Source organism: Mesorhizobium sp. ORS 3428, assembly GCF_001854785.1.
Taxonomy (GTDB): domain Bacteria; phylum Pseudomonadota; class Alphaproteobacteria; order Rhizobiales; family Rhizobiaceae; genus Mesorhizobium.
Genome location: NZ_MDFL01000149.1, coordinates 1 through 23,157, shown reverse-complemented (window position 1 = coordinate 23,157; position 23,157 = coordinate 1). Strand labels below are relative to the sequence as shown.

At 64.5% G+C, this 23,157-nt stretch carries 28 protein-coding genes; 12 read left to right on the top strand and 16 right to left on the bottom strand.

Annotation, left to right across the window (positions count from 1 at the left end; genetic code table 11):
• Positions 1-176 precede the first annotated feature (176 nt).
• Entirely contained in the window at positions 177-1,196 is a 1,020-nt protein-coding gene (locus ORS3428_RS25250) for a LacI family DNA-binding transcriptional regulator (protein WP_071101010.1), read from the top strand.
• Positions 1,197-1,387: 191 nt separating this feature from the next.
• Entirely contained in the window at positions 1,388-2,008 is a 621-nt protein-coding gene (locus ORS3428_RS25245) for a L,D-transpeptidase (RefSeq protein ID WP_071101009.1), read from the top strand.
• Between the two features lie 145 nt (positions 2,009-2,153).
• Here the strand turns inward: ORS3428_RS25245 and ORS3428_RS25240 are convergent, their stop codons facing one another.
• The 5 genes from ORS3428_RS25240 to ORS3428_RS25220 form a co-directional block, all read right to left on the bottom strand.
• Complete coding sequence (locus tag ORS3428_RS25240) at positions 2,154-2,948, bottom strand: inositol monophosphatase family protein (protein WP_071101008.1); 795 nt, start codon at positions 2,946-2,948, stop codon at positions 2,154-2,156.
• 70 nt (positions 2,949-3,018) lie between these two features.
• Positions 3,019-4,017, bottom strand: coding sequence for an LLM class flavin-dependent oxidoreductase (locus tag ORS3428_RS25235; RefSeq protein WP_071101007.1), 999 nt, complete (start codon positions 4,015-4,017; stop codon positions 3,019-3,021).
• Positions 4,018-4,020: 3 nt separating this feature from the next.
• The gene (locus ORS3428_RS25230; RefSeq protein ID WP_071101024.1) at positions 4,021-4,857 is read right to left on the bottom strand and encodes an arylamine N-acetyltransferase family protein; all 837 of its coding nucleotides are present in this window, start codon (positions 4,855-4,857) and stop codon (positions 4,021-4,023) included.
• Between the two features lie 90 nt (positions 4,858-4,947).
• Positions 4,948-6,117 carry an AI-2E family transporter gene (locus tag ORS3428_RS25225; protein WP_071101006.1) on the bottom strand — a complete coding sequence of 390 codons (1,170 nt, stop codon included), beginning with the start codon at positions 6,115-6,117 and terminating at the stop codon, positions 4,948-4,950.
• A gap of 201 nt (positions 6,118-6,318) precedes the next feature.
• Positions 6,319-7,380, bottom strand: coding sequence for an LLM class flavin-dependent oxidoreductase (locus tag ORS3428_RS25220; protein WP_071101005.1), 1,062 nt, complete (start codon positions 7,378-7,380; stop codon positions 6,319-6,321).
• A 252-nt stretch (positions 7,381-7,632) separates the two neighbouring features.
• Between ORS3428_RS25220 and ORS3428_RS25215 the strand changes: the two genes are divergently transcribed.
• The gene (locus ORS3428_RS25215; RefSeq protein ID WP_071101004.1) at positions 7,633-8,061 is read left to right on the top strand and encodes a DUF6481 family protein; all 429 of its coding nucleotides are present in this window, start codon (positions 7,633-7,635) and stop codon (positions 8,059-8,061) included.
• Positions 8,062-8,208: 147 nt separating this feature from the next.
• Here the strand turns inward: ORS3428_RS25215 and sugE are convergent, their stop codons facing one another.
• Positions 8,209-8,523, bottom strand: a complete 315-nt coding sequence (sugE, locus tag ORS3428_RS25210; RefSeq protein ID WP_071101003.1) for a quaternary ammonium compound efflux SMR transporter SugE — start codon at positions 8,521-8,523, stop codon at positions 8,209-8,211.
• 197 nt (positions 8,524-8,720) lie between these two features.
• On the bottom strand, positions 8,721-8,846 hold the full coding sequence (locus ORS3428_RS34265; protein WP_108723181.1) for a hypothetical protein: 126 nt from the start codon (positions 8,844-8,846) through the stop codon (positions 8,721-8,723).
• A gap of 245 nt (positions 8,847-9,091) precedes the next feature.
• Between ORS3428_RS34265 and ORS3428_RS25205 the strand changes: the two genes are divergently transcribed.
• On the top strand, positions 9,092-9,496 hold the full coding sequence (locus tag ORS3428_RS25205) for a GFA family protein (RefSeq protein ID WP_071101002.1): 405 nt from the start codon (positions 9,092-9,094) through the stop codon (positions 9,494-9,496).
• Between the two features lie 101 nt (positions 9,497-9,597).
• On the opposite strand, the gene ORS3428_RS25200 is transcribed toward ORS3428_RS25205, so the two are convergent.
• Positions 9,598-10,851 carry a DNA recombination protein RmuC gene (locus ORS3428_RS25200; protein ID WP_071101001.1) on the bottom strand — a complete coding sequence of 418 codons (1,254 nt, stop codon included), beginning with the start codon at positions 10,849-10,851 and terminating at the stop codon, positions 9,598-9,600.
• A 103-nt stretch (positions 10,852-10,954) separates the two neighbouring features.
• On the opposite strand from ORS3428_RS25200, the gene def reads away from it, so the two are divergent.
• Genes def through truA form a run of 4 tightly spaced genes read left to right on the top strand, consistent with a single transcriptional unit; the run spans position 10,955 to position 13,772 of the window.
• Positions 10,955-11,485, top strand: a complete 531-nt coding sequence (def, locus tag ORS3428_RS25195; RefSeq protein ID WP_071101000.1) for a peptide deformylase — start codon at positions 10,955-10,957, stop codon at positions 11,483-11,485.
• A gap of 5 nt (positions 11,486-11,490) precedes the next feature.
• Positions 11,491-12,426 (top strand): methionyl-tRNA formyltransferase, encoded by a 936-nt coding sequence (gene fmt, locus ORS3428_RS25190; protein WP_071100999.1) that lies wholly within the window; start codon positions 11,491-11,493, stop codon positions 12,424-12,426.
• Positions 12,423-12,929 (top strand): GNAT family N-acetyltransferase, encoded by a 507-nt coding sequence (locus tag ORS3428_RS25185; protein ID WP_071100998.1) that lies wholly within the window; start codon positions 12,423-12,425, stop codon positions 12,927-12,929. Before fmt ends, ORS3428_RS25185 begins: the two co-directional genes overlap by 4 nt.
• Before the next feature lie 24 nt (positions 12,930-12,953).
• A complete protein-coding gene (gene truA / locus ORS3428_RS25180; protein WP_071100997.1) occupies positions 12,954-13,772 on the top strand; it encodes a tRNA pseudouridine(38-40) synthase TruA in 819 nt (272 codons plus the stop codon).
• 245 nt (positions 13,773-14,017) lie between these two features.
• Here the strand turns inward: truA and ORS3428_RS25170 are convergent, their stop codons facing one another.
• From ORS3428_RS25170 to dapE, 3 genes are all read right to left on the bottom strand, one after another.
• Complete coding sequence (locus ORS3428_RS25170; protein ID WP_071100996.1) at positions 14,018-14,299, bottom strand: type II toxin-antitoxin system ParD family antitoxin; 282 nt, start codon at positions 14,297-14,299, stop codon at positions 14,018-14,020.
• 71 nt (positions 14,300-14,370) lie between these two features.
• Positions 14,371-14,976 carry a transporter gene (locus ORS3428_RS25165; RefSeq protein WP_071100995.1) on the bottom strand — a complete coding sequence of 202 codons (606 nt, stop codon included), beginning with the start codon at positions 14,974-14,976 and terminating at the stop codon, positions 14,371-14,373.
• A 2-nt stretch (positions 14,977-14,978) separates the two neighbouring features.
• On the bottom strand, positions 14,979-16,178 hold the full coding sequence (gene dapE, locus ORS3428_RS25160) for a succinyl-diaminopimelate desuccinylase (RefSeq protein WP_071100994.1): 1,200 nt from the start codon (positions 16,176-16,178) through the stop codon (positions 14,979-14,981).
• Between the two features lie 118 nt (positions 16,179-16,296).
• Between dapE and ORS3428_RS25155 the strand changes: the two genes are divergently transcribed.
• Positions 16,297-17,322, top strand: coding sequence for a 2-dehydropantoate 2-reductase (locus tag ORS3428_RS25155; protein WP_071100993.1), 1,026 nt, complete (start codon positions 16,297-16,299; stop codon positions 17,320-17,322).
• A gap of 32 nt (positions 17,323-17,354) precedes the next feature.
• On the opposite strand, the gene ORS3428_RS25150 is transcribed toward ORS3428_RS25155, so the two are convergent.
• The 3 genes from ORS3428_RS25150 to dapD all read right to left on the bottom strand — a co-directional run bounded on the left by ORS3428_RS25150 (position 17,355) and on the right by dapD (position 19,014).
• A complete protein-coding gene (locus ORS3428_RS25150; RefSeq protein ID WP_071100992.1) occupies positions 17,355-17,732 on the bottom strand; it encodes a DUF805 domain-containing protein in 378 nt (125 codons plus the stop codon).
• On the bottom strand, positions 17,725-18,087 hold the full coding sequence (locus ORS3428_RS25145) for a DUF805 domain-containing protein (RefSeq protein ID WP_071100991.1): 363 nt from the start codon (positions 18,085-18,087) through the stop codon (positions 17,725-17,727). Before ORS3428_RS25145 ends, ORS3428_RS25150 begins: the two co-directional genes overlap by 8 nt.
• A gap of 72 nt (positions 18,088-18,159) precedes the next feature.
• Positions 18,160-19,014: a 2,3,4,5-tetrahydropyridine-2,6-dicarboxylate N-succinyltransferase gene (gene dapD, locus ORS3428_RS25140; protein WP_071100990.1), complete on the bottom strand. Its 855-nt coding sequence runs from the start codon at positions 19,012-19,014 to the stop codon at positions 18,160-18,162.
• Between the two features lie 143 nt (positions 19,015-19,157).
• Between dapD and ORS3428_RS25135 the strand changes: the two genes are divergently transcribed.
• The gene (locus tag ORS3428_RS25135; protein ID WP_108723180.1) at positions 19,158-19,997 is read left to right on the top strand and encodes an LOG family protein; all 840 of its coding nucleotides are present in this window, start codon (positions 19,158-19,160) and stop codon (positions 19,995-19,997) included.
• Between the two features lie 75 nt (positions 19,998-20,072).
• Here the strand turns inward: ORS3428_RS25135 and ORS3428_RS25130 are convergent, their stop codons facing one another.
• Entirely contained in the window at positions 20,073-20,780 is a 708-nt protein-coding gene (locus ORS3428_RS25130; RefSeq protein ID WP_071100988.1) for a pyrimidine 5'-nucleotidase, read from the bottom strand.
• Between the two features lie 150 nt (positions 20,781-20,930).
• Between ORS3428_RS25130 and ORS3428_RS25125 the strand changes: the two genes are divergently transcribed.
• Both ORS3428_RS25125 and ORS3428_RS25120 read left to right on the top strand, forming a co-directional pair.
• Complete coding sequence (locus ORS3428_RS25125; protein ID WP_071100987.1) at positions 20,931-21,692, top strand: GGDEF domain-containing protein; 762 nt, start codon at positions 20,931-20,933, stop codon at positions 21,690-21,692.
• Between the two features lie 45 nt (positions 21,693-21,737).
• Entirely contained in the window at positions 21,738-21,935 is a 198-nt protein-coding gene (locus tag ORS3428_RS25120; protein ID WP_071100986.1) for a hypothetical protein, read from the top strand.
• Positions 21,936-22,134: 199 nt separating this feature from the next.
• Here ORS3428_RS25120 and phhA read toward each other — a convergent pair whose 3' ends face one another.
• The gene (phhA, locus tag ORS3428_RS25115; protein WP_071100985.1) at positions 22,135-22,968 is read right to left on the bottom strand and encodes a phenylalanine 4-monooxygenase; all 834 of its coding nucleotides are present in this window, start codon (positions 22,966-22,968) and stop codon (positions 22,135-22,137) included.
• Positions 22,969-23,157 lie beyond the last annotated feature (189 nt).

Genomic DNA, 23,157 nt, shown 5'->3' with positions numbered 1-23,157 from the left:
GGTAATCTAAACGTTTCGAAGGTGTCAAGCGGATATCTGGCGGCGGGGGATTGATGCAATTCAATTCTTGCGAAAAACCGCAAGGTTCCGTAGGTTTGGTCACACAAAGGCGGTGAAACGTTTCGAAAATGACGACGTCTGGGCGGAAAAAGCAGCGAAAATCAACGGCTCCAACCATGCTGCATGTCGCCGAGGCGGYGCGGGTTTCGGTCGCCACCGTCTCGGCGCTGCTCAACGGCACGGCGACAGTCAGTCCCGAGCTCAGCCAGCGCATCGAGCAGGCCATCCGCGACATCGGCTACAAGCGCAACGCGATCGCCCGCAGCCTGAAAATGGGCACGACGCGCACCATCGGGCTCACGGTTCCCCACATCACCAACCCGTTCTTCACCGACGTTGTTTCGGTCATCCAGCAGGCCTTCGATCGCGCCGGCTACGCCGTCATGCTGTGCTGCACGGATGAGCATCTGAATACGCAGGACGAGCAGATCAGGCTGCTGCTCGACCGCATGGTCGACGGCCTGATCGTCACCCGTGTCGGCGACAGCGCCATCCTGAAGGAGATCGTCRAGAGCACCAACGTTCCGGTGGTGCTGCTTGATCGCCTGTGCGAAGGCGTCGACACYGACACCGTCATCCTCGACAACCAGCGCGCGGTGTTCGACGCCATCACCTACCTGATCCATCTCGGCCACCGGCGCATCGCCTACATCTCCRGCACGGYCGACATCTCGCCCATGCACGACCGTATGGYGGGATACCGGGAAGCGCTTGCGAGTGCGGGCTTGCCGGTAGAGGAGGAGCTGATCCGCTTCGGTAATTTCCATGAGGTCGACGGCTACAACGCGACGATGCAGCTGCTTTCGCTGCACGACCGCCCGAGCGCGATCTTCTCGGCCAACAACCCAATGGTCATCGGCACCATGAAGGCGATCCGCGACATTGGCCTCTCCTGCCCAGAGGACATCTCGGTCGCCTGCTTCGACGATTTTCCATGGTCGGACGTGTTCCAGCCGCAACTGACCACCGTGGCGCAGCCGGTGCAGGCGATCGGCGAACAGGCCGCTAATCTGCTGCTMGATCGGCTCGCCGGAAACCGGGACGCGCCGCCGCGCAAGCTGACGCTCAAGGCACGCCTGATGATCCGCAACTCCTGCCGGCCGCTCGTGGCGGTCGCGCAAACGGCCAGCGCCTAGCCGAAGCAGTTCCAGGAAAAGCGTGCAGCGGATTTCCGTCCGGAATTGCGTTGTCCAGGACGCCGACCCCGACCGGGCGACTGGCCAACAAGCTGCAGGCCGGAACCACGGAAATCTTGGCAATCGAGGCGTGCGGGATTAAAAATAGGGCGAGATGCGGCTGATTGCCGGCGCGGCCGCCGGCTTGGGCCATGCGCGCGAAATCGATTCTGATCTGCGTCCTTGCTGGGATGCTGGCATTCTCCGGCTGCACCGCAGGCGGCGCGCTGCAAACTTCCCCCTTGGCCTATGGCGGCATCACCGATGCCGGTTTCCGCATTCCGCCGGTTCCGATCTACAAGGTCGACCAAAAATTCCGTCGACAGACGGTGCCTTATGCGACCGACGAGGCGCCCGGCACCATCATTGTCGATACCGGTGCGAAGTTCCTCTACTACGTGCTGGGGGACGGCCAGGCGATGCGCTACGGCATCGGCGTCGGCAAAGCGGGATTCGAGTGGCATGGCACCGCGCACGTCGCGCGGAAGCGCGAATGGCCGGATTGGACCGCGCCGTCCCAGATGATCGTGCGGGAGCGCGAGCAGGGCCACATCATTCCAGCCCATATGGACGCCGGACTCATGAACCCGCTTGGGGCGCGGGCGCTCTATCTCTTCAACGAGAAGGGCGACACCGGATATCGCCTGCACGGCAGCCCTGAATGGTGGTCCATCGGCAAGGCCGTGTCGGCGGGCTGCATTCGCCTCATGAACCAGGACATCATCGACCTCTACAACCGCGCCGACATCGRCACCAAAGTGATCGTGATCTAACRCATGTCTCCCGAAAGTGGGGACCGGTTTCGGACAAAGACATACGCAAAGTCAAAAACGTAAAGCGCATGGAGCGAATCTGAAAGGTCGTGACGCGCTTTAGGCCGCCCTCGCGCCGCGGCGTCGATGCCATCGTCCCGAAGGATCAGGTACCGAAAGCTTCAGTGYAAAGCGCACGCAGCTTCGGGAAGATGTTGCTCCCGCCGGCAATCACCAGCGTTCCTTCCCGCAGCACCGTCTTCGGGTCGGGCTTCAGCACCGTACCGCCCGCCTCTTCGACCAGCAGCATRCCGGCCAGGCAGTCCCAGGCATTCATGTGCTCCTCGACATAACCGAGCAGCCGGCCGGCCGCGGCATAGGCGAGCATCAAGGCGCCCGAGGCATTTCTGAAGAAGACGCCGCCTTCCGCCATGATCATGCCGACCAGCACCGCGAYATGTTCGGTTGCGGCGCGGTTGGAAAGGCCGGTCCCGACCGAGCCCTCGGAAAGCGCGGTGGCGGCRCTTGCCTTGATCGGCCGGCCGTTGATGAAGGCGCCGCCGCCCAGGCGGCCATGAAAGGTCTCGCCGGTCGAGGCCTCGTGGATGACGCCGACGATGGTTTCGCCGTCCTTGGCGCAGGCGATCACCACCGCCCAGGCCGGAATGCCGCGCACGAAATTGGCGGTGCCGTCGATCGGGTCGATCACCCAGACATGGCCGGTCTTGCCGATCACCGGCGCATGCTCCTCGCCGACAATGCCGTCCTCCGGATAAGCCTCGGCGATCGCCGCGCGGATGAAGAGCTCCACTTCCCGGTCGCCGTCGGAAATCAGGTCCTGATGGCCCTTGCTCTCGATGGCCAGGTTTTCGAGATCGTGAAAGTATTTCAGCCCAAGCTCGCCGGCGCGCCGCGCAAGATCGATGGCGAAATGCATGCGCTGGTCGAGGTCGTCGGTCACCGAAAGGCTCGCGCTTGAGGAGTACGGCCGCCCCTTAGCAGACAAGCCTGTCAGGCAAAAGGCTGAGCGGTCACGCCGCTTGCGAGAGCGATCCGTGCACGTCCGCCAGGATCTCGAAGGAGCGCACCCGCGCCGCGTGGTCGAACATCTGCGCCGTCACCATCAATTCGTCGGCGCCGGTGCGCCGCACGAAGGCGTCGATGCCCTGGCGCACCGTCTCCGGAGAACCGACGACAGCGCAGGACAGCRCCTGGCTRAGYATGGTCTTGGCCACCGGATCGAGGTCGCGRTCATAATTTTCGACCGGCGGCGGCAATTGGCCCGGCCGGCCGCTGCGCAGATTGACGAAGGCCTGTTGGAGCGAGGTGAACAGCAGCTTCGCCTCGGCATCCGTCGGCGCGGCAAAGACATTGAGGCCGAGCATCACATAGGGCTTGTCGAGCTGGGCCGACGGCTGKAAGCGCGAGCGATAGACTTCCAGCGCATGGTCGAGCTCGGCCGGCGCGAAATGCGAGGCGAACGCATAGKGCAGGCCAAGCAGTGCCGCGAGCTGCGCGCCGTAGAGGCTGGAGCCCAGGATCCAGATCGGCACGTCCTGGCCTTCGCCCGGCACCGCACGGATGCGCTGCCCTTCCTCGGCCGGCTGGAAATAGCCCATCAGCTCGACAACGTCCTGAGGGAAGTTGTCGCCGGCCTCCAGATTGCGGCGCAGCGCCCGGGCCGTCAGCATGTCGGTGCCCGGCGCGCGGCCGAGGCCAAGGTCGATGCGGCCGGGGAAAAGCGCGGCCAGCGTGYCGAATTGCTCGGCAATCACCAGCGGCGCATGGTTGGGCAGCATGATGCCGCCGGCGCCGACGCGGATCGTCTTCGTGCCRCCGGCCACATGCGCGATGACCACCGAGGTCGCGGCGCTGGCGATGCCGGGCATATTGTGATGCTCGGCGAGCCAATAGCGCCTGTAGCCCAGCCGTTCTGCGTGGCGGGCCAGGTCTAGCGAATTGGTGAGCGACTGGGAGGCATTGCTGCCTTGCGTGATCGGCGACAGGTYGAGAACCGAAAGGGCCGTCATTGATCAGGTCTCCACGATGTTCTTCTGCCGCAGCCTCGCCTCGAAGGCGGCACGGTCAGGAATGACGATGGCAAGCTGGTTCTCCAGCACGTCGGCGAGTTCGGCGGCCGTCGCGATCTCCCGCTGCTCGCTCAGACCGCCAAGATGGTGGATCGACAGCCGGTCGTTGCGCAGCCYGTAGCGCCGGTCGGGCAGGGCGCGYGCGGCAACCAGGGTCGACAGAAAATGYGAGCTCGGATGCGTAGACAGGAAATGGCTGCTTACCTGATAGTCGACCTCGTAGGCCCGCTGCATGTCGAAGCGATAGAGCGTGCGCCAGTTGCCGCCGAGATTGGCGCCGCCGACATTGGCTTGCAGGCGAAAGTGATCGGTTTCCTCGACGATGCGGAACGTCTCATGCGGCGTCTGCTGTTCGAGCCCGGCTTCAAGCAGCAGCGGCGCCGTCAGCGTYAGGCCGCCGAAGCCGACATCGGCGATGTAAGTCTTTCCGTCGAGATCGACACGCAGCAGCATATGGCTGCGCGCGGTGACGGCGTCGTCCGGCTGACCCCACAGAACGCGCGCCGCGAGGCCGCTGACGCTGAAGCCCAGCTCTGCAAGCGCGCGCATGAAGATCAGATTGTGCTCGAAGCAATAGCCGCCGCGRCCGCGTTTGAAGACCTTGTCCTGCAGTGAAGCCGGATCGAGCCCGACGGAGACACCCATCAACGGATCGATGTTCTCGAACGGGATCGCCTGCGGATGGGCCAAATGCAGCGCCCGCAGCGTGGCGAGCGAGCTGTCGGTCGGCCCGCTATAGCCGATGCGGGCGAAATAGGCATCGAGATCGAAGTCGCTCATCAACGCAAGGTCCGGCTTGACCGGCCCGATATAGGCACTCCCCTCCGGCGCCGCAAACAAACGGCAGCGGTTCGACATTGGGCCAGGGCGTTAGGCCCCGGACTTGTGGTTGATCTCGGCCCCCTCGTCATCGATGAGGATTGCCTGCTGCGCCGCCAGGAAGTTGCCGACATGGCTGAGGCCGTCGAAATGATCGCAGAACACCTTGATGACCACCAGCAGCGGCACGGCCATCAGCGCGCCGACGAAACCCCACAGCCAGGACCAGAAGGCGATGGCGATGAAGATCGCCACCGCATTTATCTCGAGCCGTCGGCCGACCACAGCCGGTGTCACGAACTGGCCCTCGACCACGTCGCACAACAGCACGAAAGCCGGCGCCAGCAGCGCGTAGGAAATCGAGTCGAAGCTGATCAGCGCGATGGCAGTCACGAGGAGGATGGTCATGAACGCGCCGACATAGGGCAGGAAATTGAGCAATGCCGCGGCCGCGCCCCAGACAAGCGGGTTCGGCATGCCGAGCCCCCAAAGGCCGAGCCCGATCACCGTGCCGAGGCCGGCATTGATGACCGCGACGGTGAGCAGGTAATGCGAGATCTCGCGCTCGACGTCATAGACGACGCGCAGCGCCCGCTTCTTCTGACTGAGGCTGGCAAAGGACTGGACGATCTTCTCGTAGAACAGGGTTCCCGAGGCGAGCAGGAACAGCGACAGCACGAAGACGATGGTGATGCTGGTGCCTGCCTCCAGTATGTTGCTGGCCGCCGTTGGCAGAATGCCCGAGGACGCCACCGCAACCTTCTGCACGCCCGGCTCCTGCGCGGTTTCGGTCAGYGCCTCCAACTGGCGCGAGATGTCTATGAACGTTTCGAGCGGACGCTTGAACGGCGCCAGCCGCTCCGCGACCTGGTGGCCGATCGACGAGGCGTTGTTGATGAGCTCGATGACCGGGCCGCTGAGGAGATAGCCGGCGCTGGCGACGAAGAAGAGGGAGAGCACCACCAGGAAGGTCGCGGAGAGGGCGTCGGGAATGCCGTGCTTGCGCAGGAAGCGCACAATCGGCGTCAGCGTCAGCGCCAGCAGGAAGGCGAGGATCACCGGCATGAAGAAGGCGCGGCCGAAATAAAGCGCGAATACCGTCAGCAGAGCGAAGATGCCGATCAGCAGCGATCGCATCAGCCGCAACTCGCCGCGCGCTCCGCCACGCTGATCGGCGCTTTCGGCAACGCTCGCGCCCGAAGCGGTCGTGTCGGCTTTCATCGGTTCCCCACGAGCACCGCTACCGGTGCGATCGTCCGGGGAAACGTRCTCGCCGCGCCAAGGTTCCGTCAGTGCAATTCCGGGAAAGTGTGAAAGGGCTTTCCATCCGGAATTGAGTCAAAACAAAGAGTTAGAGCGGCTCTGCGTCTCCGGGAGACGATGAACCGCTCTAACCGGCAGTGGTCAAAAGACCTGGTGTCTTCAGGCGGCGGGCGCCGGTGCGGCGGACGCGGCCTTCGCCGTCTCGCTCCGCACGATCGGCGCCACCTTGGTGCCGTAGAGCTCAATCGCCTTCATGATCTTGGCATGCGGCATGGCRCCGATCGCCATCTGCAGCAGGAAGCGGTCGTTGCCGAAGATCTTATGCTGGGCAACGATCTTTTCGGCCACCTGCTCGGGATTGCCGACGAACAGCGCGCCGTTCGGCYCGCGCGCCTGGTCGAAATGCGCCCGCGAGGTCGGTCCCCAGCCGCGCTCGCGGCCGATGYGGTTCATCACTTCCGCCTGCGGTCCGTAGAAGTCGTCCGCCGCTATCTGCGTGGTCTCGGCGATGAAGCCGTGCACGTTGAGGCTGGTGGCGAGCGAGGCAGGATCGCTGCCGGCGCGCCTCGCCGCTTCGCGATAGAGCTCGAACAGCGGCGCGAAGCGGGCCGGCTCGCCGCCGATGATGGCAAGCGCTAGCGGCAGGCCGAGCGCGCCCGCCCGCGCGGCCGATTGCGGCGTGCCGCCGATCGCGATCCAGATCGGCAGCTTGTCCTGGAAGGGGCGCGGATAGACGCCGCGACCGTTGATCGGCGCTCGCAAGCGCCCCTGCCACGTCACAGTCACCCGATCGCGAATGGCAAGCAAGAGGTCGAGCTTCTCGGCAAAGAGCTCGTCATAGTCTTCGAGATTGTAGCCGAACAATGGGAAGGACTCGATGAAGGAGCCGCGTCCGGCCATGATTTCGGCGCGGCCGCTGGACAGCAGGTCGAGCGTCGCGAACTGTTGGAAGACGCGCACCGGGTCGTCGGACGAAAGCACGGTGACCGCGCTGGTGAGCTTGATGCGCTTCGTCCGCTCCGCGGCCGCCGCCAGCGCCACCACCGGCGCCGAGGCTGCGTAGTCGGGACGGTGATGCTCGYCGAGGCCAAACACGTCGAGACCGACCTGATCGGCCAGTTCGACCTCCTCGATCAGGTTGCGCAGCCGTTCATGCGGTCCGATGGCGCCGGGGCCGGGTTCGGGGCTGACATCCGCGAAAGTGTAGAGGCCGAGTTCCATCTTGCTTTGTCCTGACGATCGATCCTGAGGGGATACCCAATTGGCGCTAGAGGTAGCGATCGGCTCTGCTGCCCGCCAGTGGCGCGATCTGTGAACAGTGCATCGCGCAGCAGCGACGTATCCCGGCGGCAACAGCCCATATTTTCATGGCTGGCATACCGTTTTGGCGCTTGAACTCATGACTTTCGCGCGTATGTAAGCCTCACTTCGCGCGTTATCTAAGCGTCGCGAATTGACTGCAGGGAAGTGGACTTGGCTATCTACAGGGAAAAAGACATTTTCGAGCGGCGCAACGCCGCGAACGAGGCAAAGAAGGCGCTCCTGGAGCGCTTCAAGGCAAGGCCGGCGGCGGATGATCCAGCGGTGCTGGCGCGTCAGGCCGAACGCAAGGCGATCCTCGAGGCCCGTGCGATCCGCGAGGCCGAGAAGGCCAGACTGAAGCAGGAACAGCTGGCGCGCGAAGCGGCCGAGAGGGCCGAGCGCGAGGCGGCAGCCGAATTGGCCCGCCGTGCCGCGGAGGCGGCGGCGGCCGAGGAGGCCAAGCGCCGCGAGGCCGAGGAGGCGGAGCGCATCGCGCGTCTACTCGCCGAAGAGGCCGAGCGCAAGGCCAAGCGCGACGCGCGCTACGCCGCCCGCAAGGCACGCGTGGGCCGCCAGCCGCCGGGCTTCTCCGCCCGCTAACTACACGGTTTCGTTCGAAGATGGTTCAGGGTCGCCGGCGGCGGCCCTGAAGGCGTTTGTCCCGGCGCAATTCCAGGAAAAGTGCATAGCGCTTTTTCCGTCCGGAATTGCGCGAAGATGATTCTGCCGATGGCGGGCCGGCCCGTGTCAGGCCACCAGCTTCAGCCCGACGATGCCGCAGACGATCAGGCCGATGCAGGCAAGCCGCACCGCGGTCGCCGGCTCGCCGAGCAGCCAGATGCCAAGCAGGGCCGTGCCGACGGTGCCGATGCCGGTCCACACCGCATAGGCCGTACCGACTGGCAATGTCTTCAGCGCCAACCCGAGCAGGCCCAGGCTGATTGTCATCGATGCGACGGTGAGGACGGTCGGCAGCGGCCTCGAGAAGCCGTCGGTATATTTGAGGCCGATCGCCCAGCCGATCTCGAACAGGCCGGCAAAGAAGAGATAAATCCAGGACATCGCGAACGCTCCGTCGGTACAGCATCGCGCATTCGATGCTTGAAGTGGCGGGTCGTCCCGGCCGGATTGCGGGGAAGCGCGAGGTCGTCCTCGCGGCTTGGATATAGCAGCCTGCTCGCCAATCAACAAAACACCGGCAGCATGCGACATGCCGCCGGTTCAAATCCGCATCGAGACGGATCGGGCGCGCTGGCCGCCTACTTCTCCTTGATGCGCATCGCCTTGACCGGCGGCGCCTTCGGAGCCGGGGCCGCGGCTGRCTTCTTCGCGTCCTTCTTCGGCTTGCGGGGTTCCTTGCCCGCCTTCATCGCACCTTTTGCCATGATYCGCTCCTCCGATTTGTGGGCGACCAGAGTGAAACAAGAGAAATGCCGGACCGCAAGAGCCCGCTTTCCGCGCGGGAAGCCGGCATCCCGGATGTCAACCGAATTCCGTCGAAAACCGGCGGGTTCTCCGCCGCGGTAGATCCCGGAAATCGCCGGCGATCTTGGTCCCGCCACAGCACCACTGGCCGGGGCCGCCGGCGAGGACTAGGCTGTTTCGGCTGACCACGAAGAGGAGAAGGCCGATGAAGATCGACGGCGGGTGCCATTGCGGCGCCATCACCTATGAGGCGGAGGTCGATCCCGAGAAGACCTCGATCTGCCACTGCACGGATTGCCAGCAACTCACCGGCACCGCGTTCCGCGTCACCGTTGGCGTGCCGGAGAAGGACTTTCGCATCACCAAGGGCACGCCCAAGGTCTATATCAAGACCGGGTCGAGCGGCGCCAAGCGCGCCCAGGGCTTTTGCGGCGACTGCGGTTCGCATCTTTACGCCACGTCGGTCGGCGACGGGCCGAAGATCTACGGCATCAGGACCGGCACGGCCCGCCAGCGCGACCAGCTGGTGCCGAGGACACAGTACTGGCATCGCTCGGCGCTGCATTGGCTGCCGGAATTCGAAGGCACCAGGATCGTCGAGGAGYAGTAGCCAATCTCCCCAAGTGGGGGAGATGCCCGGCAGGGCAGAGGGGGTGCGAAGGATCGCGACCTGGACTGTAACTTCTTTCGGGGATTGCTGCGCCGAAGAAACTACTCGTCGCCCTCGACCACCCTGAGCCGCAACTGGCCCGTCTTTGAATCCGCAACCCGCCCGCCGGGCTCGACCTTGGTCACGCCACCGCGCGGCGGCTCGGTCTCGCCTTCGCCGAATTCCAGCGCCTCGATCTTCTGGCCGCRCTTGGTCACTTTCGATGTAGAGACGAGGATGTCGTCGATATCCTTGGTCGCCTGGCCGAAATGCGTCTGCAGCCGGCGCACCCGCTCGTCGACGCGCGCCACGTCCTCCATCAGCCGGATCACCTCGCCCTGGATCAGATGCGCCTGCTCGCGCATGCGCGCGTCCTTCAGGATTGCCTGGATGACCTGGATCGACAGCATCAGCAGCGACGGCGAGACGATGACGACGCGAGCGCGATGCGCCTTCTGCACCACAGCCTCGAAATTCTCGTGGATCTCGGCGAACACCGATTCCGACGGCACGAACATGAAAGCTGTGTCCTGCGTCTCGCCCTGGATCAGGTATTTTTCAGCGATATCGCGGACATGCACCTCGATGTCGCGGCGGAACGCCTGCGCCGCCACCTTCTGCAGATCGGCACTCTCGGCGGCGCGGATGGCGTTCCACGCCTCCAGCGGGAATTTGGCGTCGATGGCGAGCGCGGGCGCGCCGTTGGGCATCCTGACCAGGCAGTCCGGCCGGCTGCCGTTGGAGAGGCTCGCCTGGAACTCATAGGCGCCATGCGGCAGGCCGTCGGCGATGATCGCCTCCATGCGCGACTGGCCGAAGGCGCCGCGCGTCTGCTTGTTGGAGAGGATCGCCTGCAGCTGCACGACCTGGCCGGCGAGCGACTGGATGTTGCCCTGCGCGGTGTCGATCACCGCCAGCCGCTCCTGCAGCTTTGCCAGGCTTTCATGCGTCGACTTGGTCTGCTCGGCCATGGTCTGGCCCAGGCGGCCGGTCATCGCATCTAGTCGCTGGCCGAGCGACTGGGTGAGTTCGGCCTGCCGGGCGCCGAACACTTCGGCGATCGCRCCCATGCGGCCTTGCATCTCTGCCTGCGCCTGCAGGATGTCCGCCATCCGCGCCTCGGTATCGCGTGCATGGTCCGCGGCCTCCGCCGCGGCCACGGCGCGGGCCTTGGCCGCGCGCCACAACGCAATGACAAGCGCCAGGAACAACGCGAACAGCAATACCGCCCCGAAGGCTAGCGCCTGGCCGAGCGTGATCGTGGTGGCGCCGAGCTGCGCGACCGGTTCCGAAAGGATGGAGGTCATGTCGTTCATGGCGGCAGCATAGCCGATTCGGTCCGCTCGCACAGATCAAAACGTGAACATTTGCAAGATGTCCCCGTTGACGCTGCTGTGGCGACGTCTTAGGTGAGAYGCCATGTCGATCAAGCCGCTCATCATCCTTCCCGATCCCCTCCTGCGCCAGGTTTCCAAACCGGTCGAGCGCGTCGACGGCGATTTGCGCAAGCTCGCCGACGACATGCTGGAGACCATGTATGACGCGCCGGGCATCGGGCTGGYGGCGATCCAGATCGGCGAGYYGCTGCGCATGCTCGTCATCGACCTCGCCAAGGAAGGCGAGCCGCCGTCGCCGCATGTGTTCATTAATCCGGAAATCCTCGAAAGCTCCGACCAGCGCTCGGTCTATGAGGAAGGCTGCCTGTCGATCCCCGACTATTATGCCGAGGTCGAGCGTCCCGCCGCCGTGCGGGTGAAATATCTCGACCGTGACGGCAAGCTGCAGGAGATGCAGGCTGAAGGCCTGATGGCGACCTGCCTGCAGCACGAGATCGACCATCTCAACGGTGTGCTGTTCATAGACCACATCTCGAAGCTGAAGYGCGACATGGTGGTGAGGAAGTTCAAGAAGCTCGCCAAGGAAAAGGCGCCGGGCAAGATGGTGGGCTAGGGGTCATGCCCCTTCGCGTCATCTTCATGGGCACGCCGGATTTTTCCGTGCCGACGCTCAGCGCCATCGCCGAGGCCGGCCACGAAATCGCCGCCGTTTACACGCAGCCGCCGCGCGCCGCCGGCCGGCGCGGGCTGGAACTGACGCCGTCGCCCGTGCAGCGCGAGGCGGAGCGGCTTGGCTTCGAGGTGCGGACGCCGACGTCGCTCAAGAGCGAGGCCGACCAGCAAGCCTTTGCCGACCTGCGGGCCGATGTCGCCGTGGTCGTTGCCTATGGCCTGCTTCTGCCGAAAGCGGTTCTGGAGGCCACCAGGCTCGGCTGTCTCAACGGTCATGCCTCACTTTTGCCTCGCTGGCGCGGTGCTGCTCCCATCCAGCGCGCCGTTATGGYCGGCGATGCCGAGACCGGCATGATGGTGATGCGCATGGAAGAAGGTTTGGACACCGGCCCGGTGGGATTGGTTGAAAAATGCGCCATCGGCCCCGATATGACGGCCGGCGAATTGCATGACCGCCTGATGGCGATAGGCGCTTCGCTGATGGTGGAAGCGCTCGCGCGATTGGGGATAAATTGTCTGACATTTACCCCGCAGGYGACGGCGGGGGTGACCTACGCCAAAAAAATCGATAAATCGGAGACACGCGTTGATTGGACGCGGCCTGCCGGCGAAGTCCACAATCACATTCGCGGCCTCTCGCCCTTTCCGGGYGCGTGGAGCGAGGTCGAAATTGGTGGCCGCATGGAGCGGCTGAAACTGCTTCGCTCGACGCTCTCGGATGGCGTCGGCGAGTCGGGAGGAATTCTCGATGACCGGCTGACGGTCGCCTGCGGGTCGGGCGCGGTCCGGCTGGTCGAAGTTCAACGGGCGGGCGGAAGGCCCGCCGCCGCGCAGGAGTTTTTGCGCGGGGCCAAGATCGAAAAAGGAATGAAACTCAAATGAGCATGATGTCGATACGCGCGGCGACGCCGCGGGATCGCGAGGCGATCCGCCTGGTCGAAGAGCATGCCTTCGGCCAGCAGACCGAGGCCGGCCTGGTCGACGCCTTGGTCACCGGCGGCGACGCCGTCGTCGAATTGGTGGCGGAAGAGGACGGGCAGGTTGTCGGCCACATCCTGTTTTCGCGGCTTTTCGTCCAGAACGGCGGCAAGCGCTTCGCGGCCGTGGCGCTGGCGCCGCTGGCGGTCGAGCCGTCCTTCCACGGTACCGGCATCGGCGGCGCGCTGATCCGCGAGGCGCATGTCCGCCTCAAGGAAGCCGGCGAGACGCTGGCCGTGGTGCTCGGCGATCCGGCCTATTACGGCCGCTTCGGCTATGCCCATGCCCGCGCCGAAAAATTCGAGAGCGAGTATCAGGGCGTAGCGCTCCAGGCTCTCGCCTGGGGCGATGCGCCCGAGGCCGGCAAGCTGGTCTACGCTTCGGCCTTCACCGCGCTCGCCGCCTAGGCGAGCGTAGGCGAACCAAAGAGCATGCCGCGTTTTCGTCTCGATATCGAATATGACGGCAGCCAATTCGCCGGCTGGCAGCATCAGTCGGACCAGCCTTCGGTGCAGCAGGCGATCGAGCAGGCGATCGCCAAATTCTGYGGCGAGGAGGTAAGGTTGCGCGCCGCCGGCCGCACCGATGCGGGCGTTCACGCCACCGCCCAGGTGGCGCATGTCGATCTGGCAAAGTCCTGGCAGGGCGACAAGGTGCGCGATGCCGTCAACGCCCATCTGCAGGCGGCCGGCGCGCGCATAGCCATCCTCACGGCGGCGCTCGTCGCCGACAGCTTCGACGCGCGCTTTTCCGCCACCGCCCGCCACTACCTCTACCGCATCCTCAACCGCCGCGCCCCCTCGGCGCTGGAAAAGGGCAAGGTCTGGTGGGTGCCGAAGCGGCTTGACGCAGAGGCCATGCATGAAGCCGCCAAGCTGTTGCTCGGGCGGCATGATTTCACCACCTTCCGCTCCACCCAGTGCCAGGCCGAGAGCCCGGTCCGCACGCTGGCGCGTCTCGACGTCAGCCGCTCAGGCGACTTTATCGAGGTGCGGACCTCGGCTCGCTCCTTCCTGCACAACCAGGTGCGCTCGATGGTGGGATCCTTGCGGCGCGTGGGCGACGGGTCGTGGAGCGCCGCCGACCTCAAGGCGGCCCTCGAGGCGCGCGACCGTGCCGCCTGCGGCCAGGTCGCCCCGCCGGACGGGCTTTTTCTCGTCGGCGTTGATTATCCCCAAGCATCCGAAGGACGCACCGATCAGTCAGCGTCGTCCTCGGCCAGTTCGCCCGACCAATTGGCTCCGCCATAGAACAGGCGCAAAATCACCACGCGTTCAGGCTCCACGACGAAAGCAACGGTTACACGGCGCTCAAATCCGACGATCCGAAGGTCCGGTCGTACGTCATCGCGACGCGTGCCGCGCTCCCTCRCAGAAGGCCCGTATGCGACTGTCGTAGCGGTTTGCCGTGATCGCGCTGCTGGCTTCTGCAATGATGTTGTAGATACGATCGAGGTCGTCGCCCGCATCGGGCGTGTAGACGACAGCCCGATGCTTCACGGTTTCTTATGCGAATGGGTCTCATGACGCTTGCGCGCCCGTTCGGCCATTTCCTCGGGCGAGATGCCCTTGCCGGGATTTGCCTTCCACGCATCATAAGTCGGAGCGACCTCTTCGCGCAGCCAGCGCTCCACGGCGGCATCGCGCTCCTGCAAGGCGCGAAGACCGGCCCGGATGACTTCGCTGCTGGTTGCGTAGGCGCCCGACTGGACGAGCTGGTCGATGAAGGCGGCCTGCTCCACAGGTAAGCTGAACGTGCGTTTCTCGGTGGCGGACATAAACACTCCGCTTCAGTATGAAATTATCATACCAATTGTCGATGGATCGAAAGAGGCCTTCAGCCGGAAGATCAGCCCGTCGCRCCGTCGGGCATGTCGATGCCGAGCAGTGCCTGCAGGCCGAACAGGACGAGCAGCGACGCCACGAACATGCCGGCAAACACCGCGGTGCCGACGGCCRCTCCCTTGCCGATCGTCGCATTGGTCATGCGCCAGGTCAGCACCATCGACAGTGCGAACAAGAGCAGCGAGACCAGGCCGCTGATCTCGTCACCCGAAGGCAGGAAGAGCCTGAGCAGCGCCGACGGCAGCATCAGCCAGGCAATGATCGCGGAGGCCCAGTTGGAGGCGACGACATAGTGGACGAAGCGGCCGCCGATGCCGGCCCGCGGCGCCACCAGCGCAAGCGCGACCAGCGGCAGCACCCAGGAGCCGATATCGACCGTCGCCAACTTCAGCAGCATGCTGAGGCGGYCGGCAAATGCGTTCGGGTCGCCGATCTCGTTGGCGATGCCGACCCAGCCGACGATCAGCGCCGGCGCCGCCACGATGATAGCAAAGAAGGAATTCCAGAAACCGTCCGCCGACAGGTCGAGCATGCGCAGGCCGTCAGTCCTGCCGAACATCAAGCGCCAGGCGCCGGCTAGCGAAGCAAAGGTTTCGTCCGCTGAGAGCATGGTCACGTAAGACCTTGTCCGAACCAGTCTTCGATGAAACGTTCGTAGACAAGCGTCAGCGTCTCAAGGTCGGCGATCGCGACACGCTCGTCCACCATGTGCATGGTTTTGCCGACCAGGCCGAACTCGACCACCGGGCAATAATCCTTGATGAAGCGTGCGTCCGACGTGCCGCCGGAGGTGGAGAGCGCCGGCGTCTTGCCGACCACCGCCGCAACCGATCGGCTCAGCGTGTCGATCAGCTTGTCATCGCGGGTGAGRAAGACATGGCTCGGCCGGTCGCGCCAGACGAGCTCGTAGTCGACCGCAGTCTTCTTGCCCGGCCGGTATTTCTTGCGGCCCGCTGCCTGGTCGAGCCGGTTGTGGATCTCGGCCTGGATCGTTTCGGCATCCCAGGCGTCGTTGAAGCGGWTGTTGAACGCGGYGGTGGCCTTGGCCGGGATGACGTTGGTCGCCGCATTGCCGACATCGATTGAAGTCACTTCCAGATTGGTCGGCTGGAAGTCCTTCGTTCCCTTGTCGAATGCCGGATGAAGCAACGCATCGACCAGGCTCATCAGACCGCRCACCGGGTYGTCGGYAAGCTGCGGATAGGCGGCATRGCCCTGGCGGCCATTGACGATGACGCTGCCGGAGAGCGACCCGCGCCGGCCGATCTTGATCATGTCGCCGAGCGCATCCGGATTGGTCGGCTCGCCGACGACAGAGGCATCCCATCTCTCGCCCTTGGCGGCCGCCCAGTCGAGCAGCTTCGTCGTGCCGTTGATGGCCGGCCCTTCCTCGTCGCCGGTGATCAGCAGCGACACCGAGCCTTTCGGCCCGCCATTCTTCTCGATATGCCGCGCCACCGCGGCGACGAAGCAGGCGATGCCGCCCTTCATGTCGACGGCGCCGCGGCCATACATCTCGCCATTGACGATCTCGGCGGCAAAGGGCGGATGCGTCCAGGCGGCCTCGTCGCCGRCCGGCACCACGTCTGTATGGCCGGCAAACATCAGATGCGGGCCGTTGYCGGAGCGTCGTGCATAGAGATTTTCGATGTCCGGCGTGCCGCCTTCCGAGAACACCGGCCGTTCGACCGAGAAGCCGAGCGGCTTCAGCATTCCCTCCAGCACCTGCAGCGCGCCCCCCTCGGCTGGCGTCACGGAAGGAYAGCGGATCAGGGCGGCAAGGTTCTGGGCGGGATCGGTCGGCAATTTCATGGGCAAAGCGATAGTCGAAAGCATTAGGCCTGTCACGGTGGCAGATGATCGCCGACCAAGCCGCCGACAATATGGTTGTCATGTCGTATAGTCGCGCGAGCCAGGACAAGATGATCGCATGGCCAACGAAGGAAAGACGATCGCGATTGCCGGCGCCGGCAGCATCGGCTGYTATGTCGGCGGCTGCCTGGCGCTCGCCGGGCGAAAGGTCAACTTCCTTGGACGCGGCCGCATCGTCGAGGTCATGCGCAAGGAAGGGCTTCGGGTCAGCGATCTCGACGGCCGCGATCGCCGCATCKACCCTGAGGCGCTCGCGGTCACCGACGATCCCTCATTGGCGCTGCGCAACGCCGATATCGTCCTCGTCACGGTGAAGAGCGGCGCGACCGAGGAGATGGCCGCGCTTGTCGCGGCCCATGCGCGCCCCGACGCTATTGCGGTCAGTCTGCAGAATGGCGTCGACAACGCCGACAAGCTGCGCGCCAGGCTCCCGGAACGGCGCGTGCTTGCCGGYATGGTGGCGTTCAACGTCGTGCAGTCCCMGGATGGCGAGACGCCGTTCCGCGTRCATCGCGCGAGCGAAGGCAAGGTGGTGATCGAGGAAGGTGTGGCAAGCCTTGTTGGGCTGCTCGATGTCGAAGGGCTTGGGGTCGAAGCCTGTTCCGACATGAAGGCGATGCTGTGGAGCAAGCTCTTGATGAACCTCRACAACGCGCTCGTGGCGCTCTCCGGCCTGCCRTTGGCGCGCGAGCTTGCCGACCGCCGCTGGCGCGCAATCCTGGCCGGCCAGATCGACGAGGCGCTCGCGGCGATGAAGGCTGCCGGCATGGTGCCGGCGCGCATCACCGGCCTGCCGCCGTCGCTGCTGCCGAAAATGCTGAGGTTGCCCGACTGGCTGTTCGGACTGCTGGCGTGGCGCATGCTCGCGATCGATCGCGAAGCGCGCTCCTCGATGTGGGACGATCTCGAGCGCCGCCGTCCGACGGAGATCGACGAGTTGCAGGGCGCGGCGCTCAATCTGGCGAGGAAGGTCGGCACGYCGGCACCGACGATCGAGCGCGTCGCGGCTCTGGTGCATCAGGCGCAGGCGCAAAAGCGCGGCCCGCCGGGATTGACGCCGGACAAGGTCACCGGCCGCCTTTGATCAGTGTGTGCGATGGYGCGCGGCTGCGGCGCTCAGYGGTCGGCCGGCGCGTTCGTTCGGCTGCCGTAGCGATTGGCGCCGGGGTGTCCCGGAAACAGGCAGAGCACCAGGAAAGCGACGATCGACACGACGGGAACGAACAGCACCAGCGCCGCGATGCCGGGTTTGTCGAGGTCATGCAGCCGCTTCACCGCCAGCACGATGTTCGACCACAGCGATGCGAGGAAGGTGAGGAAGAAGACGAAGGACCACAAATTGCTCTCGGCCGAGCCTTCCGGCACCAGCGTGAAACGGTAGAGCGGGAATACCTGGATGAGGGCAACCAGCAATCCGCCGAGAAAATAGGCCGCGCGGCTGACGCGGCCCGAGGTTTTGAAGAAGAGCCAGATGAAGTCCGATTTCTCAGGCAAGCGGGTCCGGTCCGTATTGATTGGCGCCTCTGGTGCCTTCCAGGATGCCGAGTTCGACCAGCAGCCAAATGCCGCCGATGATGGGTATGAGGCCGATCAGCGTCCACCAGCCCGACTTGTTACGGTCGTGCCAGCGTTTGGCATAGAGAGCAATCGCGAAATAGAWCGACGCCAGCATGACGAGGATGCCGACGACGCCGAACTGGCCGCCACCGCCGGTGGTGAAGCGCGTGCCGAGAATCGAGTCGAGAATGAAGGCAACAATAGCGAGAACGATGAATGCGCCGATGCCGGCCCAGAACTTGGCTCGGTTGATGCGACCGTCGAAACTCGTCAGCAGATATTTCCAGTCCATAACGCCCCTCCGTGTTGAACCAGCGCGACGGAATGTCGCGCGGGCGGAAGGTGCGTCCGTTTCAGGAAAAGATCAATCGCGCAGCAATTCGTTGATCGAGGTCTTGGRCCGGGTCTTGGCGTCGACGCGCTTGACGATGACGGCGCAGTAGAGGCTGGGGCCCGGCTCGCCGTTGGGCAGCGGCTTGCCCRGCAGCGATCCGGCGACCACGACGGAATTTGCYGGCACCTCGCCATAGAAGACCTCGCCAGTCGCCCGGTCGACGATCTTGGTCGACTGTCCGATGAACACACCCATGCCGARCACCGAGCCTTCGCGCACGATGCAGCCTTCGACCACTTCGGATCGCGCGCCGATGAAGCAATTGTCCTCGATGATAGTCGGGCCGGCCTGCATCGGCTCCAGCACGCCGCCGATGCCGACGCCGCCGGACAGATGCACGTTCTTGCCGATCTGGGCGCAGGAGCCGACCGAGGCCCAGGTGTCGACCATCGTGCCTGAGTCGACATAGGCGCCGACATTGACGAAGGACGGCATCAGCACGGCGCCGGGCGCGACATAGGCCRAGCGGCGCACGACGGAGGACGGCACGGCGCGGAAGCCGGCCTTCTCGAAATCGACGGCGCCCCAGCCGTCGAATTTGGACGGCACCTTGTCCCACCAGACCGCCTGGCCCGGGCCGCCCTTGATGATCTCCATCGGGTTCAGCCTGAAGGAGAGCAGCACCGCCTTCTTCAGCCACTGGTTTACAAGCCATTTGYCGTCATGCTGCCGCTCGGCGACRCGCGCCACGCCGCGGTCGAGCAGGTCGAGCGCCGACTGGATGGCGTCGCGCGTTTCGCCGCGGGTCGCGGTCGAAATCGTATCGCGCTCCTCGAAGGCCTTTTCGATGGTCTTTTCGAGGCTCGCCAGATCGGGCTTCGACATGAATTTGCTCCATTACAAAGCTGTTAAGGGCTGYGCCCTAACCTGTTTTGAGATCGCGCGGACCCTATGTGATGCCTTGATGAGGGTCAATCGCGGCTGCGTCATGGAACGGCGCAAGTAAGGGAATTGGAACGGTGGACTCAATGACACCCATGGACAAGGCGGGCTGGACGCCGTTGCCGCATTCGGACGAGGATCTGGAGCGGTCGAAGAGCGTGCCGGACACGCCGCAGACGCGGGCGGAAACCTACCGCCTGGCCTGGAACGATCCCGACTTCATGACGCGGCGCGAACTGCGCCCGGTGCGCCTTCAGCTCGAACTGTTGRAACCCGAGATGATCCTTGCCGAGCGCGGCATCCGTTCGACGGTCATCCTGTTCGGCGGTGCGCGGCTGCCCGAGCCCGGCGGCGTTGCCTGGGCGGCGAAGAACGAGACGCAGAAGAAGAACCTCGAGCTGAACAGCAAATACTACGACGAGGCGCGCAAGTTCGCCCGCCTCTGCTCGCAGCAGTCGGCCACTTCCTATTATCGCGAATATGTCGTCGTCACCGGCGGCGGACCGGGCGTCATGGAGGCGGGCAATCGCGGCGCCGACGATGTCGGCGCGCCGTCGATCGGCCTCAACATCGTGCTGCCGCACGAGCAGGCGCCGAACGCCTATGTGACGCCGGAGCTCTGCTTCAACTTCCACTATTTCGCCATCCGTAAGATGCATTTCGTTATGCGCGCCAAGGCGGTTGCCGTCTTTCCGGGCGGCTTCGGCACGATGGACGAATTCTTCGAGACGCTGACGCTGATCCAGACCGGGCGCATGGAACGCGTGCCGGTGATCCTGTTCGGCAAGGCGTTCTGGCAAAGGGCGATCGACCTCGACTTCCTCGCTGAGCAAGGCACCATCTCGCCCGGCGACCAGGACATCATCGATTTCGTCGACACCGCCGAAGAAGCCTGGGACATCATCCGCCGCTTCTACGGTCTCTGAGAGAGAGCCTCTCCCGACCCGCGGGCTGGCTGGGCTCGGCGGCGCGGCCARGAAACACAGGTATCCAGGGACGGCTCAGGCCGTGACTTCGACGATCGCCGTCAGGAAGCCCGCGAGATTGTCGGTGACGAAATCCACGTCGTCCTCGTGGGCGGGATCGCGCTCCCAGATCTCCGAGAAGGTCGGCTCGAAATTGCGCGGCACGACCAGCACCGTGGTCATGCCGAGCGATTTCGGCACCGCGAGGTTGCGCGCCAGATCCTCGAACATCACCGCGTTGTGGCCGGTGACGGAATGCAGCTCGGCGAACCTTTCATAGGTCTGGCGCGCCGGCTTGGGATTCAAGYCGGCCGCGACAATGTCGAAGATGTCGTCGAAATGGTCCAATACGCCGAGCTGGCGCGCTGCGCGCTCGGCATGCCTGCGGTCGCCATTGGTGAAGATGAACTTGCGGCCGGGCAGCTGGCGGATCGCGGCGCCCAGCACCGGATCGGGCACCAGCCAGGAATAGTCGATGTCGTGCACCTTCTCGAGGAAGTCGTCGGGGTCGATGCCGTGGCGCGCCATCAGCCCGTTCAGCGTCGTGCCATACTYCTGGTAGAGTTCCTTCTGCAGCCTGCGCGCATCCTCGCGCGACAAGGTCAAAAGCTCGCTCACATAGGCCGTCATCTTCACGTCGATCTGCGCRAACAGGTTCGAATGGTGCGGATAGAGCGTGTTGTCGAGGTCGAACACCCAGTCCGTGACATGGGCAAATCGCGCGGGGTCGGGTGTCGTTGTCATGGCTTCCTTATGGCATGCCGGCGCTGAATTTATCCACAACTTCCACGCGTCATGCGTCGTGAAAATGGCGGCTCGTTTCAAATTTTAACCGTCTCCGAAAGGTCGCCTTCAGCGCTAGCTGGCACAGAGGTGGTCCGTGGGGAGTCAGCGATGAGTCGCATCGTTTTGAAGTCCGCAGCCGTAGCGTTCGCTTCGGTCGCAGTCTCGCTTTTGTTGACACTGATTGTGGTCCCGGCAATGGGCTTTCCGATCAGTCGCACCGTCTGGCTGACGTCCACGCTTTGCCCGCTAATGCTTGCCTGGATCGCCAGCGCCGGTACCTTCTGGCAAAGCGACCGCCTGAAGAATGCGCATCGCGAGCTTGCCCGCGCCCATGCGCAGCTCGCCGCCGCCCACAGGCGCCTGTCGGAGAAGGCAAGCCGCGACGACATGACCGGCATGCTCAATCGCGAGACCTTCTTCGCCGCRCTCGACGGCTCCCGGCGCAAGGCCGATCGCGGTGCGCTGCTGATCATCGATGCCGATCACTTCAAGACCATCAACGACAATTACGGTYACCTGACCGGCGACGATGCGCTGCTTCTGATCGCCGCCGCCATCGAGCGCGGCGTGCGCAGCGGCGATGTGCTCGGCCGCATCGGCGGCGAGGAGTTTGCTGCCTTCCTGATCGGCGCCACCGAGGCGGAAGCCAAGCGCGTCGCCGAGCGCATCCGCCGAGAGGTCGAGCTGATCCGCTTCCGGCCTGTCGACGAGCGAACGGTACCGTTGACCGTCTCGATCGGCGGCATCACCTGCGGCGAGAGTGCCACCGTGTCGGAACTGATGCGCGCTGCCGATCGCAGGCTCTATGAGGCCAAGCATCGCGGCCGCAACCTGTCGATTCTCGATCGCGACATTTCGGAGGCCGCTTGAGGCCCCGGGCTGGCCAGGACACGCAGTCTGGAGGACCGGCGCAAGGTGGTGATTGAGGCGACCGAGCTGACCAGGCAGCTCTCGGTGCGTTACTACGGCGCCATCGCGCGGGAAGGAGAAAAGGTGGTGGCGAGCTTCAGCGACGCCGAACTGGCGACCGTGCTGCGCTTCATCAACGCCGCGCTCGACCTGCAGAGCGAGCAGCTGGCGAGGCTCAAGGCCGAGCCGGCGGATGGCGGATGATGCCGCAGCGACAAGAATACGCCGATTGCCTGCCTTCCAAACAAACCCAGAGCGGTTCAGCCACCTTCACGGCAACTGAACCGCTCTGACGGCCGGCTGGGCGAAAGCCGGACCTTAATGCATGTCGCCCAAAAGTGCGCAGCGGTTTTGGGAGAACGACATGCATCAAAACAAAGACTTAAAGCGCGCCGCACGAGGCCTAAACGGTGGCCGGATCGAGCGCCGGCTGGCCCTTGAACCGCGCGACGATGCCGGCGAGATCGCCGCCGGCGAAGGCATCGCGCAGCGCGTCGAAGGACGGCAGYACGAAATAGGCGCGCTGGAACTTGTCGATTTCATAGCCGGTGCGCATCACCGTCTCGAGATCGAACGGCACGTGATGGGCGTCCTTGCTCTCGACCGCGAACTGCAACTCCGTGAAGGAGGACATCAGCCCGGCGCCGAATGCCTTGAGCGGCTGGCCCTGTTCCTGGATGAGGCCGTACTCGGCGCTGTACCAGTAGAGACGGGTGATCATCTCGTCGCCGCCGAGCGCGATCACGTCCTCGGCCTTGTCGCCATACATCTGCATGAAGTCGGCAAACACCGGCTGGGTGAGGATCGGCACATGGCCGAAGAAGTCGTGGAACATGTCCGGCTCGACGATGTAGTCGAGTTCCTTGYGGGTCCGCAGCCAGTTGGTGACCGGGAAGCGGCGGCTGRCCAGATGGTCGAAGAAGGGGCCGGCGGGAATAAGGCCGGGCACCGCCACGATCTCCCAGCCGGTCAGCTTGCTGAGCTTCTCRCTGACCGCGTCGAAATCCGGAATTTTGTCGAGCAGCCCAAGTGYGGCGACGCCGTCGAGATAGGCACGGTGCGCCAGCCTCTGCGTCAACTTCGTCTGGCGGTCGCAGAGCGTGCGCCAAACCGCCTGCTCCTCGGCCGAATAGTTGTAGTCCTGCGCCACGGTGAAATCGGCGCGGCAGACCGAATAGTCGCCGCGAAGGCCCTGCGCTGCGCATTCGCGGGCATAGTCGGCAACGCTGATCGCCATTTTTTCCTCCTCAAGACCATGATCCGTGGATCGTGCTATCATGGTAGCCGCAGCCGGCGAGGCAAATCAGCCTTGTTTGTAGCCCGGTGGCCGATTTTGAGGTAAGCTTCGCTCAAAATTATGCGATAGGGAGTGAAGATGCCTCAGTTGGATGAGTTCGAGATCAGAATGCTCGACATCCTGCAGCGC